The organism is Mucilaginibacter sp. BGA-UO-ETr-C110 (assembly GCF_059567985.1).
In genome coordinates this window covers 3,189,032-3,202,838 of record NZ_JCAQPB010000002.1, presented here as the reverse complement: position 1 = coordinate 3,202,838, position 13,807 = coordinate 3,189,032, and the positions used below count along the sequence as shown (strand labels likewise).

The 13,807-nt window shown below is 46.1% G+C and carries 6 protein-coding genes; all 6 read left to right on the top strand.

Features of this window, described 5'->3' with window-relative positions:
• The first annotated feature begins 135 nt into the window (after nt 1-135).
• The 6 genes from AC57BQ_RS14015 (at nt 136) to AC57BQ_RS13990 (ending at nt 13,807) form a co-directional block, all read left to right on the top strand.
• Nucleotides 136-3,462 carry a TonB-dependent receptor gene (locus tag AC57BQ_RS14015; protein WP_496406873.1) on the top strand — a complete coding sequence of 1,109 codons (3,327 nt, stop codon included), beginning with the start codon at nt 136-138 and terminating at the stop codon, nt 3,460-3,462.
• Nucleotides 3,463-3,519: 57 nt separating this feature from the next.
• Nucleotides 3,520-5,016: a RagB/SusD family nutrient uptake outer membrane protein gene (locus AC57BQ_RS14010; RefSeq protein ID WP_496406872.1), complete on the top strand. Its 1,497-nt coding sequence runs from the start codon at nt 3,520-3,522 to the stop codon at nt 5,014-5,016.
• A 201-nt stretch (nt 5,017-5,217) separates the two neighbouring features.
• Nucleotides 5,218-8,007: a family 78 glycoside hydrolase catalytic domain gene (locus AC57BQ_RS14005; RefSeq protein WP_496406871.1), complete on the top strand. Its 2,790-nt coding sequence runs from the start codon at nt 5,218-5,220 to the stop codon at nt 8,005-8,007.
• Nucleotides 8,008-8,039: 32 nt separating this feature from the next.
• Nucleotides 8,040-9,191, top strand: coding sequence for an acyltransferase family protein (locus AC57BQ_RS14000; RefSeq protein WP_496406870.1), 1,152 nt, complete (start codon nt 8,040-8,042; stop codon nt 9,189-9,191).
• A gap of 15 nt (nt 9,192-9,206) precedes the next feature.
• Entirely contained in the window at nt 9,207-11,486 is a 2,280-nt protein-coding gene (locus AC57BQ_RS13995) for a beta-N-acetylhexosaminidase (RefSeq protein WP_496406869.1), read from the top strand.
• 11 nt (nt 11,487-11,497) lie between these two features.
• Nucleotides 11,498-13,807, top strand: a complete 2,310-nt coding sequence (locus AC57BQ_RS13990) for a glycoside hydrolase family 3 N-terminal domain-containing protein (protein ID WP_496406868.1) — start codon at nt 11,498-11,500, stop codon at nt 13,805-13,807.

Genomic DNA, 13,807 nt, shown 5'->3' with positions numbered 1-13,807 from the left:
GTAAATGATTGGATCAATTTTACTGAGTTACATTAACAGACACATTAACCCAAACACGACGAAGTTATGCAATTAAACTTTAGGGGTAAAGTATTTTACGTACCCCGTACATCAACCTCAAAACTGTTTTTAACTATGAAGTTAACGGTCTTATTAGTTATTATCGGTTGCTTACAGCTTAGCGCTAAAAGTTTCTCGCAAACCATTACGTTAAGCACCAGCAACACGGCTATTGAAAAAGTATTTAAGGCTATTGAAAAGCAAAGCGGGTATTATTTCTTTTACAAGTACAACGATATTAAAGGAGCTAAGCCGGTTACTTTATCCCTAAAAGATGCTTCGTTGGAAGAGACTTTGCAGGAGTGCTTTAAAAACGAGCCTTTTACCTATACTATTGACAATAAAACCATCATCGTCAATAAAAAAGATGCAAGTGTTATGGCTAGTCCAGTGCAGGCGCCTATAACCATAACGGGTCAGGTAAAAGATTCCCAAAATCAACCGCTGCCGGGTGTTAATGTGAAAATAAAAGGAACAAACATCGGGGCAACCACAGGTGTTGATGGCAAATTTAGTTTACAGGCTGAGGATAACGCCGTATTGGTATTCACTTTTGTGGGTTTCAAAACTAAAGAAGAACCAGTAAATAAACGAACCTCCATCGATATCGTGTTGGAAGAGGATAAGACCCAGTTGAATGAAGTAGTGGTGGTAGGCTATGGTAACCAGGAACGAAAGGATGTAACAGGAGCCGTAGGGACGGTTAAAATGTCTAACATCAAGGAGATTAAGGCGGCCAGCGTTGATCTGAAACTGGCAGGGCAATTAGCCGGTGTAACGGTGAACCAGGTAACCGGTACTCCGGGTGGTGGTGTGTCTATCAATATCAGGGGTGCGGGTTCGGTAGGGGCCGGTGACGATCCGCTGTATGTGATAGATGGATTTCCCATCTCTCCGGGCTTTGATCAGTATTCCAATCCGCTGAGCACTATTAACCCCGATGATATCGAAAATATTAGTGTGTTAAAAGATGCTGCTTCTACAGCCATATACGGTTCGCGGGGTGCAAATGGTGTTATATTGATCACGACGAAAAGAGCAAAAAAAGGTGAATCGACAGTTACCGTAAATACATCAACAGGTATCCAAACCATATTGCCGCAAAGCAAGCTTAAAATGATGACGGCTTCTCAATTTGCGCAATGGCGTACGGAGGCTATTGAAGATGCCAACAAGGCTAATGGAACTGATAATCCTATACCGGATGCTTATAAAAACCCGGCATCACTGGGTAAAGGTACCGACTGGTTTGATGCGGTTACCCGGGTAGCCCCGATGCAAAACTATGATGTTACGGTTGCCAATGGTACCGAGAAGGTAAGATCGTTGTTTTCGATGGGCTTTTTCAATCAGCAGGGTACGGTGCTGAATACGGGTTTTAAAAGGTACTCCTTAAAGGGTAATATGGATGCCGATGTGGCAAAAAACGTAACAATTGGCCTCAGCATTGCGCCTACCTACAGTATCAGGAATTTACAGGAAACAGATGGCCATTTTTTGTCGGCAGTATTGAGCCAGGCTTATCTGGAAAGTCCATTAGTCCCAGTAAAACAGCCCGATGGCTCCTATACCAATGTGGTAGGCTCACCTGGTACGTTCCAAAACGCTAATCCGGTAAGCGAACTGGTTAATATTACCAATAACCGTAACGAGTTCCGTGCATTGGCCAACACCTATGTGGAATGGCGGATCATCCCCGGCTTAACCGCGAGATCAACATTTGGAGTTGATTATCAAACCAAATCACAGGACTATTTCCGGCCATCGTTCCTTGGAGGATTTAATGCGCCAAACCGTGATGGTACACAGGTAAAGGCTATAGGTTCTTTTACTTCGGCAAGTTCACTTAACTGGCTCAATGAAAACTCCCTTAACTACAAAAAAACATGGGGAAACCATACGTTAACCGCTTTGGCTGATTACTCGATACAACAGGAAAATACGCATAACCGTTTAACTTTCGGGTCTGGCTTTCCTGATGATGTCATACGGTCGGTTGATGCCGCAACTATTGTTACGGCAAGTGCGGGTGATGAAGAATGGCGACTACTTTCATTAATAGGCAGGGTAAATTACGCTTATAAAGATAAATACCTGTTAAGTGCCTCTGTCCGCCGGGATGGTTCATCCAGGTTTGCGGTAGGGCACCAATGGGGTACCTTCCCTTCAGTATCCGGCGGATGGCGTATCTCTGATGAATCATTTTTTCCAAAAACCTCATTTATTGATCAGGTGAAATTTACAGCCAGCTACGGCCTTGCCGGCAATAATAATATACCTAACTACCCATCTATACCTTCGGTTGATCAAACCAATTATACGTTTGGCGGTGTGTTGGTACCAGGCAAGTCTTTAACCGTTCTGGGAAACCAATTGCTCGGATGGGAAACTACCAAGCAAACGGATATTGGTATGGATATTTCGCTGATCAAGGGGCGCATTTACCTGATTGCTGAATATTATAATCGTTATACACAACGCATGTTGCAGGGTATCGCTCTACCTATTGCTTCAGGGTATGATTATTCCTATACCAATGTGGGCAATGTACGTAACCGCGGATGGGAATTTACTTTAACCACCAAAAATATTGTGGGCAGCGGCTTTAACTGGAGTACGGATATGAATATATCTTTCAACCGCAATAAGGTGCTCGACCTGGGATCTACCCAACAAATATATGATGCGCCTGCCAATGACAATCCAACCAGCATTACCAATGTGGGCTTACCTCTTGGGCAGTTTTACGGATATATATTCGAAGGTATTTTTCAAAACCAGGCAGAGCTTGACAAGTATCCGCATTTTGATGGCGAACAGGTAGGTAACATCAGGTATAAGGATGTTAATGGTGATGGGGTGATTGATGGCGGCGACCAGGTGCCTATTGGCAACCCCTGGCCAAAATTCACTTTTGGTTTTAACAATCACCTGTCATACAAAAACTTTGATATGAACATTATTTCGGCTGGTTCTGTTGGTGGTCATGTGTTTGATATGTATAAGCAGTTTACCACCAATCTGGATGGGGTATTTAATGTAGAGCAATCCGTGATTCAGCGCTGGCGTTCTGCCAGTCAGCCAGGTGCGGGGCTTTTGCCTACAACGGTATCCAATACCAACCTGGCCCGCGATTATTATCCCTCATATTGGGTAGAAAGTAACTCCTACCTCATGGTCAAGAATATCGACCTGGGGTACAACTTCAAAACCAAATTCAGCAAAAATATCAGGGTTTATTTCAGTGCGCAGAATGCTATCCTCATAACCGGCTATAAAGGCGGTAACCCAGAAGTGGGTATCGACGGGCAGGACGGTAACAGATCGCTTTCGCCAAATGTGAATTTTACCGGTTATCCTGTTTCTGCTGTTTATACTGTGGGTTGCAATGTAACCTTTTAGGAGATTTTGGAGCAAGGATTTTTGGAACAATGAACCAATAAACTAACAACTGAAGACATGAAAAAATACATATATCTATTTTTGATCCTTACCACCGCTGGTATTGCCGGCTGTAAAAAGGATTACCTCGCCCTTCAACCTACAGATACCGAAAATAAGGCCAATTTCTTTAAAACACCGGCCCAGTTTACCCAGGCAATTAATGGCGCCTATGCCCCCTTGCAGGGTTTATATACGGGATCTTTTTGGGCCATGGGCGAAATGAGATCAGACAATACATCGTATGAGTTTAATCCTAATGACCGTTCCGGTACCAATAAGGAGGAGATAGACGAATTCAGGGAACTGAACAATAACGATATGGTTGGCGCCTTCTTCAATGCCAGTTTTACTGCTATTGGCAGGTGCAATGTTATTTTAGCGCGTTTACCGGCAGCTAACCTGCCTGCTGCTGTTGCTGATACTATTGGCGGTCAGGCCAGTTTTTTACGTGCTTTTAACTATTTTAACGTGGTGCGTATGTTTGGCGATGTGCCTTTGGTACTCACCGAAGTACAATCGGTAAGTGAAGCTTTTAAAGTAGCTACTAAAGCTCATGTTGCCGATGTGTATACACAAATAATTGCCGATGCTACTGCTGCCATAGCCAAATTACCGACTCAGTATTCTGGTGCGGGTAACAAAGGCCGGGTTACTAAAGGTACTGCCGAAACACTGCTCGCCGAAGTGTATATGACCCAGAAAAAATTCGACCTGGCCGTACCGCTGCTGCGTAGTATTATCGCCTCTAACGTTTACCACCTGAATGCCAATTACGCCGATAATTTTGATCTCACAAAAGAAAACGGCCCCGAGTCGATATTTGAGATTCAGTACATCGAAGGCCCCAATGGCCTGGGCAGCGACTTTATAGATACGTTTGTGCCCTGGGATGTTTATGATGATTCGGTAACCGGTTATGAAATAGCTAACGGCGCCCAAAACGGCTGGAACATACCAACCCAGGACCTGCTGGATGCCTATGAACCCGATGATAACAGAAGGGAAGCTTCGGTTGATGAGACCTTTACATCAGACGAATACGGTATCACTATGCCTTTTATCAAAAAGTACCAAAGCATAGGCGCTGTTCAAGGCATCACCGGTAATAACTTCCCGGTGTATCGCTACTCCGATGTTTACCTGATGCTGGCCGAATGTTTGAATGAGCAAGGTTTTGCAGGTGGGGGTGATGCCTTTAGATATTTAAACCTGGTGAGGGAACGTGCCGGCTTACCTGATAAAAGCGCCGGCAATGCCGATCCTGCGCTGAATGTGGCTAGCCAGGAAGATTTCCGTACGGCTGTGGCGCATGAAAGACAAATTGAACTATGCTTCGAAAATCACCGCTGGTTTGACCTCCTGCGTACCGGAAAAGCAGTGGCCGTAATGACAGCCCACGGCGCCAGGGAAAAAGCCATCAAAAAGCCATATTGGACTGTGAACTCGGCCGCATATACCAACATCCGCCTGCTTTTCCAATATCCGTTAGGTGAAGGGCAACTGGAACATTGATTAAGGGAAGGAGAATCAGGAGACAAGAGACAAGAATCAAGACAAAGGCGAAACCCAAGTTATTATTTGTTTTTCTTTCTTGGTTCTTGTCTCTTGATTCTTGACTCTTAAATTTGTAACAATGCCATCATATTTACTTTTGCGGCTAAAAAATATGTTATTTATACAAACAAAAACCGTTCTTAAGCTATATTTAATAGCATGAATTATATAGCCCAAACAGGCACGCTCAAAAAGATGTGCCTGAGTATCGTAATATTACTTTTTATTTGCCGCCAGGGCTTTGCACAGGCTCAAAATGTGCCTGTTAATTTTAGGGTTGATAATTTGATATGTGAGTATAAAATTAACCCTATAGCTGTTGACGCGGCCAACCCGCGCCTGAGCTGGAAGCTGATAACCCAGGATCGCAACATACAACAAACATATTACGAAATACGGGTGGGTACCAACGCGGTATCGTTAACCAAGGGACAAGACTTGATCTGGACCTCGGGCAAGATTCCATCTGATGAGTCGGCACATGTATATTACGGCGGGCCGATGCTTACCTCGCGCGAAAAATGTTACTGGCAGGTGCGGGTTTGGAATAATAAAAACCAGGTAACACCCTGGAGTATGGTTAACTTCTGGAAAATGGGCTTGCTGAAACAGGAGGACTGGTCGGCCAAGTGGATCCAGGATAATTACGTGTCTGATACCACCGGCGGCCCGAGCCCTATGTTCCGCAAAGCATTTAAACTCGATCATAAAATACGAGCGGCCCATTTATATATCACCGCCCATGGCGTATTTGAAGCACAGATCAACGGCAAAAGGGTTGGCAACGATTACTTTACGCCCGGCTGGACAAGTTATAACAAACGCCTGCAATACCAGGTATATGATGTTACCTCGCTACTCAAAAGGGGCGATAATGCCACCGGCGTAACCATCGGCGATGGCTGGTACAGGGGTTATACCTACAATCGTAAAAAGAATGTCTATGGTAAAAAGCTTGCTCTGCTTTATCAGCTCGAGATAGTTTATACCAATGGCAAACGCGAGGTGATCACCTCAGACAAAAGCTGGAAGGTAGCTTATGGCCCTATCCGCTCATCATCATTTTTTGATGGTGAGGTGTATGATGCCCGTAAGGAAAAGAACGGATGGACAGATCCCCTTTACAAGGATGCTACCTGGGATACCGTAAAAACAGACGAAAGCATCAAAAGCAACCTGATCACCACTGTTGGTCCTACGGTAAAAAAACACGAGAAATTTTTACCGCTAAAAGTATTTACCACACCAGCCGGCGAAAAGGTGATCGACTTTGGGCAAAACCTGGTGGGCTGGGTACAATTTAAGCTGAAAGCAAAGGCTGGCGACACCATCCACCTTTTCCACGCCGAAGTGCTTGACCAGAAAGGTAATTTTTACACCAAAAATCTGCGCACTGCCAAACAGGAGATCACTTACGTATTTAAAAGCGACAGCGCGGAAAGCTATGAACCGCATTTTACCTTCCAGGGTTTCCGTTATATGAAAGTAGTAGGCTATACCGGGCCGCTCGACTCTACCAACGTGGCCGCCTATGCCTTATATTCAGATATGGCGCAGACCGGCAAGTTCTCTACTTCCAATCCATTGATCAATCAACTACAGCATAATATACAGTGGGGGCAAAAAGGTAATTTTGTGGATGTGCCTACCGATTGCCCGCAACGGGATGAACGGATGGGCTGGACTGGCGACGCGCAGGCCTTTGTCCGTACCGCCACCTTTAACATGGATGTGGCCGGCTTTTTTACCAAATGGTTAAAAGATCTTTCGGCTGATCAGCATAAGGATGGGGCGGTGCCGTATGTGGTACCTAACGTGTTGGATAGTGTCTCATCGGCTGCCTCGGGCTGGAGCGACGTGGCCACTATAGCGCCCTGGACTATTTACCTGGCCTATGGCGATAAACAGGTGCTGCAGCAGCAATACGAAAGTATGAAGGCCTGGGTGGGTTATATTCAGCTCCACAGCCGCAATTACCTTTGGGATACCGGTAACCACTTTGGCGACTGGCTGTTTTATGCCGGAACCAATTATGAAGATGGTGCCGCCCTTACAGATAAAAACCTGATAGCCCAGGCATTTTACGCGTATTCTACCCAATTACTTGTCAACGCCGCCAAGATATTGCACAGGGGCGATGATGTACAGAAATACACGCAGCTGTTATACAATATCAAAAAAGCCTTCCAGAGCGAGTATGTAACGCCTAATGGGCGCATGATATCGGGTACCCAAACCTCTTATGTGTTGGCGCTCAATTTTGATCTGCTACCCGAAAATTTGCGGGAATCGGCTGCAAAAAGGCTGGTGAATAATATCCAGGATTACGACGAGCATATCACTACCGGCTTTTTGGGTACACCTTATATTTGCCATGTATTGAGCCGTTTTGGGCATACCGATATTGCTTATGACCTGCTGATGAAAGAATCGTACCCATCGTGGTTGTACCCGGTAAAACACGGTGCTACCACTATTTGGGAACGCTGGGACGGCATCAAACCCGATGGTAGTTTTGAAGACCCCGAAATGAACTCCTTCAACCATTATGCCTATGGTGCCATTGGCGATTGGATGTACCGGGTGATAGCAGGCATCAATACCGACGAAACCTTACCAGGCTTTCATAGGATCATTATTTCGCCGCACCCGGGTGGCAAACTGACCAGCGCCCAGGCCGAACTGGAAACTTTATATGGTAAAGTGAAATCGGCATGGAGTATTGATAGTGGTATATTTACATTGGATGTTATTGTGCCGCCCAATGCCACCGCCGAGATCGTACTGCCATCGGTAACCGATCAGATCACCGAAAGCGGCCTCGATATCAATACCGAAAAGGAAATTACAGGTATCCAAAAAATAGGTAACGATGAGCATTTAAATGTCGGCTCGGGGACATACCATTTTGTGTATACACTAAAAACGTTTGGCAAACACGTTAACTAAGAAGCTTTGATCAACAGAGAATAAAAATATATATGGCAAACACCATCGTTGGCGATAAAGCCACCAGTATCAGTCGCCCACGCTTGCTTTCGCTAGATTTTTTTCGCGGATTTACGGTAGCAGCCATGATCCTGGTGAACGATCCCGGCGACTGGGGCCATATTTATTGGCCGCTGGAACATTCCAAATGGAACGGCTGTACGCCGACAGATCTTGTTTTTCCTTTCTTTTTATTTATGGTAGGCGTATCTATAGTTTATGCCATGCAGGCCAAAAAGGCTGACCCTGTAGGTCATCCTAAACTGATGTTGTCCATCCTTCGCCGTACCATCATTATTGTGCTGTTGGGGATCTGTTTGCCGCTCATCGGCGATTTTCAGTTCAGCCATTTACGTTTCCCCGGCGTCCTGCAGCGCATTGGTATTGTTTTTGGCATTACCGCGATATTGTACATTAAAACCAATACCCGCATACAGATAGCTATCGCCGCGCTTTGTTTATTTGACTATTATTTGCTCATGACACAGGTACCTGTACCTGGTTTCGGGCCCGCTAATCTCAATCCCGAAACTAACCTGGGTGCCTGGGTCGACAGGCTGGTATTTACGCCCGACCACCTTTGGGGCGCATCCAAAACCTGGGATCCGGAAGGTTTACTGGGTACCATCCCTGCTATCGGTACCTGCTTGATCGGTGTGCTTACCGGTACCTGGCTCAAAAGTGATAAACTAAAAACCGGCAGCCAGATACTCCGGATGACCAATGTCGGTGCCCTGCTGGCTGTAGCCGGACTCATTTGGAATACGTTTTTCCCCATCAATAAATCTTTATGGACAAGCTCCTTTGTATTGTTCACTGCGGGGTTGGCCATCATCATCCTTGCAGTATCCTATTGGCTCATCGATGTAAAGGGCTACAAGAAATTATTACCACCCTTCCTGGCTTTTGGGCGTAATGCTATAGCCGCCTATGTATTGGCTGATGTCATCCCCGCTATCATATCCATTATCCCGGTTACGGATAACGGGCACAAGACCAATATCTGGTCGTACATGTACTTTCACCTGCTCACGCCAAATTTTTCGCCCGAGAATGCCTCGCTTATATCGGCTATCTTTACCGTCATCATCATCTTTATACCGGTTTGGATATTGTATAAGAAAAACATCACGGTTAAAATTTAAACCTTTATTCCTTTTATGATTCGTTTCAGCAAAATATATCTGCTTTTAATAATAACCTGCTTGGGCTTAGGTGTAAAAAAGTCGGCCGCTCAAATGCGCATCATCCCGCAGCCACTGCATTTAACAATACAAAAAGGCAATTTTATATTGAACAGTAAAGCCGTTATCGGGGTTGATAAAGAAAGCGCCGCGGTGGGTAAATACTTACAGGGCTACCTGGCACAGTATTATAAATTGCAGTTAAACCTGAAAGTTTATACTCAGATTCCGCCATCAACAGCAATCAGATTAATCAGCAGTAACCTTGCAGGCGCAAACGGTGCTTATGCCCTGAGTATTACTGCCGGCAAAATAACTATATCCGGTAAAGGGGGCGGGATATTTTACGGCGTACAATCGCTTATCCAATTGTTGCCTTCGGTTACTGCGAAGCCTTTACAGCTACCCATCTGTGCTATTAGCGACGAGCCCCGTTTTCAGTGGCGGGGTTTGAGCCTGGATGTATGCCGCCATTTTTTTACGGTGGATGAGGTGAAGAAATACATCGATGTAATGGCACATTATAAACTGAATGTATTGCATTGGCATTTGACTGATGACGAAGGCTGGCGCATCCAGATTGATAAATATCCAAAGCTGACCGAAGTAGGTTCTAAAATAGCCTACTACGCTAAGGAAGGAAAGTTCCGGAAGCTGGATAACCTGGTAGATGGCGGTAACGATGGCTTTTATACCAAAGCCGAGATCCGTGATGTGATCAAATACGCGCAGGATAGGTTTGTAACTATACTACCCGAAATTGAAATGCCGGGCCACAGCGAGGCCGCCATATTCGCCTATCCCGAATTGGGCTGCAAGGACTCTACAGGAGCCAAACACCGGGTGCGCATGCTCGATCCCAGCGAATATACCTTTAAGTTTTTGGAAGATGTGCTGACCGAGGTCATCGCCCTGTTCCCGAATCAATATGTACACATCGGTGGTGATGAAGCCGAGATGGTCGACTGGCTCAAGAGTCCCACAGCTGTTGCGCTAATGAGAAAGGAAGGTTTGAAGAACGAAAAGGAAGTACAAAGCTATTTCATTAAACGCATCGAGAAATTTCTGATCTCCAAAAACAAAAGACTGGTGGGTTGGGACGAGATACTGCAGGGCGGTTTGGCCGAATCGGCAACCGTCATGAGTTGGCAAGGCGAGGCTGGCGGCATTGAAGCGGCCCGCATGCATCATCACGTAGTGATGACACCGCTGCCTTATATGTACTTTGACGCGCCGCAGGCCAATGAACAGTTGGAACCTATCGGCTGGAACCCACCCGTTACCTGGCAAATGGTATATAACTATGAGCCGCAGTCGAGCCAGTTGACACCTGCCGAGGCTGCCTATATTTTAGGTGCACAAGGCAACATCTGGACAGAAAAGATCCCCAATGCCCCGCACCTGGAATATATGGTTTTCCCGCGTGCGCTGGCAGTTGCCGAACTGGCCTGGAGCAGCAAAGAAAATAAGAATATCGACCGTTTTGAATACAAAATGAAGCAACAATATCCTTATTTTAAACTCTGGAACCTGAATGCGCGCCTGCCCGATATTGTAGGCCTTGATCATATCGCCACCAATGCCGACCGGTTTAAACAAACGCTGCAATATCCTTTATTGGGCGCGCAGGTGCGTTATTCACTCAACGGCAAAATGCCCGATAGTACGGCCAAAGCGGTAGCATTCCCCATAAATATCGATGTTCCGCTGAAGGATAGTCTGCAGCTGAAAACTTATACTACCTGGAACCTGAACGCGCAGCACATATTTCAAAGCGCTACCATAAAACATGTTAGGGTTAAGCCCAAAACGGTAAGTATAGCCGAACTTAAACCGGGTTTAGGTTATAAGATCTTCAAAACCAAAGAAAATAATTATGCCAAGCTGGAAGCTGTTACGCCTGTTTTGGTAACCGTAATAACAACAGCAAATCCTATGGTGATGCCGGTAGCCGATGGCGACCTGACCCTGGTTAAATTCAGCGGCCTGATTAAAATTGAGGCGGATGGTAATTATGAACTGACCTCGGGTTTTGAAGTGAGCCCCACTTTATATCTGGACAATGAATTGCTCATCAAAGGTGAAAAGAATACTTATGTAGAGCCCCAAAAGGCAGTGCTGTACCTTAAAAAAGGCTTTTATGAGTTTAACGGTGATTACATGGCCAATGAGGCTAACAGTAAGCAGATATTGTTTGCATTAAAGGATGCCAGCGGCAAGTTGCTTGATCCGATAACATACCTGTTTCATTTATAGATCATATCAGTATGATGCGGAAAAAATGGAGTTTAACGATAGCGGCATTTTTGATCATATTCGCCGCCCATGCCCAGGTTTATAAAGACCCGAAAGCTCCCGTGGCCGCCCGTGTCAAAGACCTGCTTGGCCGGATGACGCTGGAAGAAAAAGTGGGGCAAATGAGCATGAACTCCTTAAAAGGTTCGTTAGATAACCCCATCGCCTATGGCGTATGCGAAAGCCCTTTTGTTACCATCAATGAGATAGCAGCCTTATCCATCAAAGCCAAAAAATATGCCCGCGAAAAAACACGCCTGGGCATTCCGCCCATACAAATAGGCGAATGCCTGCACGGGCAGCTGGCGGCTGGAGCTACTATATTTCCGCAGGCTATAGCGCAGGGCAGCAGCTGGAATCCGGCGCTTATTAAACAAATGGGCTCGGTTATCGCCTATGAAGCATCCTCATCAGGAGTTGACCAGGCGTTGTCGCCCTTGTTCGATCTGATCCGAGACCCCCGTTTTGGCCGGGTTGAAGAGTGTTACTCCGAAGACCCTTACCTGGTAGGCCAACTGGGAACCGCCTTTGTAACCGGTATGCAGGGCGATGCTGCGCAAAGCCTGATAGGTATAGGAAAAGATAAAGTGATGTGTACCGCCAAACATTTTGCCGCCTACAGTATCCCGGTTGCCGGTATCAATTTAGGACCTGCATCTATCGGTGAGCGGGAACTTAGATCGATATTCCTGCCGCCTTTCCGTGATGCGGTGCAAAAGGCTAATATATACTCCGTAATGCCATCCTATAACGAAATGGACGGTGTACCCGCCCATGCCAACCGGTTTTTGCTGGATCAGGTATTGCGTAAGGAGTGGGGTTTTAAAGGTTATGTATTCTCCGATTATGAGGGTTTGAAAATGTTATATGGTTTTCAGCGTACGGCTAAAGACGCGGAGGCTGCTGCACCGATGGCCCTCAACGCGGGTGTCGATCTGGAGGCACCAAGTCCGGATGTATACAGTAAACTCATAGAACTGGTAAGAGCCGGCAAAGTAAAAGAAGCACAGATTGACACCGCGGTGGCCCGTATCCTCACCGCCAAGTTTAAGGCTGGTTTGTTCGAGAAACCATTGGTGGATACCCTGCAGCTTAAAAAACGCGTGCATACCCCGGCGCATGTGGCCCTGTCGCAGCAAATAGCCGAGGAGTCTATTATCCTGCTTAAAAACGATCAGCAATTGCTGCCGCTAAATATCAATAAACTGAGATCGCTGGCCGTAATTGGCCCCAACGCCAATCAGGTACAATACGGCGACTACAGCTCCACCCGCGATAATCGTTCCGGTACTACGGTATTGGATGGGATTAAACAATTAGCAGGCAATAAAATAAAGATCAATTATGCCAAAGGCAGCACGCTGTCTGGTCAGGATACAAGCGGTTTTGCGGAAGCTGTTACCGCTGCCAAAAACAGCGATGCCGTGGTAGTAGTTTTAGGTACCACCAGCGTAGTATTCTCGGGTATAGGTTGGAATGGCCACGCCCCCGAAAGCGAACCCAAAGATCCTTTTACCTGCGGCGAAGGTTATGACGTGACCGATATTAACCCCGAAGGCGTGCAGCGGCAGTTATTGCAGGCTATTTATAAAACTGGGAAGCCCGTGATATTGGTGCTGGTGCATGGCCGACCCTGGAGCATTACTTGGGAAAAAGAACATATCCCGGCTATACTCGAAGCCTGGTACCCCGGCGAAAAGGGTGGCGCGGCACTGGCCAATATCCTGTTTGGTAAGGTGAATCCGTCGGGCAGGTTAAACGTGTCCATACCGCAGTCTACGGGGCATATCCCGGTGTTTTATAATCATGTGAGTTCGGGCAGGGGCTTTTATCATAACCCAGGCTCAGCGGATAAACCGGGGCAGGATTATGTTTTTTCATCTGCCGATCCGCTTTTTTCTTTTGGTTTTGGCTTGAGTTATACCTCGTTTAAGTACAGCAATATGCAGGTATCGGCGTCGTCATTTGGTAAAAACGGACAGGTGCAGGTTTCTGTTGATGTGACCAACAGCGGCAGTGTGGGAGGTAAAGAAGTAGTGCAAATGTACCTGGGTAATAAAATTAATTCGGTAACCACCCCGGTAATGGCCTTGAAAGGTTTTGAGAAGATAGCCCTTAAACCCGGCGAAACCAAAACGGTAAAGTTCAGCATCACATCCGAAGATATCGCCATTTGGAACATAGATATGAAACAGGTGACCGAACCCGGCACATTTGATGTGATGATAGCCCGCTCGGCAACGGATGTAGTATTCACTAAAACATTGGAATATAAAGAATAA

Coding starts and splice junctions, on each gene's coding strand:
- AC57BQ_RS14010 (WP_496406872.1), top strand. CDS start 3,520: ATGAAAAAATACATATATCTATTTTTGATCCTTACCACCGCTGGTATT.
- AC57BQ_RS14005 (WP_496406871.1), top strand. CDS start 5,218: ATGAATTATATAGCCCAAACAGGCACGCTCAAAAAGATGTGCCTGAGT.
- AC57BQ_RS14015 (WP_496406873.1), top strand. CDS start 136: ATGAAGTTAACGGTCTTATTAGTTATTATCGGTTGCTTACAGCTTAGC.
- AC57BQ_RS13995 (WP_496406869.1), top strand. CDS start 9,207: ATGATTCGTTTCAGCAAAATATATCTGCTTTTAATAATAACCTGCTTG.
- AC57BQ_RS13990 (WP_496406868.1), top strand. CDS start 11,498: ATGATGCGGAAAAAATGGAGTTTAACGATAGCGGCATTTTTGATCATA.
- AC57BQ_RS14000 (WP_496406870.1), top strand. CDS start 8,040: ATGGCAAACACCATCGTTGGCGATAAAGCCACCAGTATCAGTCGCCCA.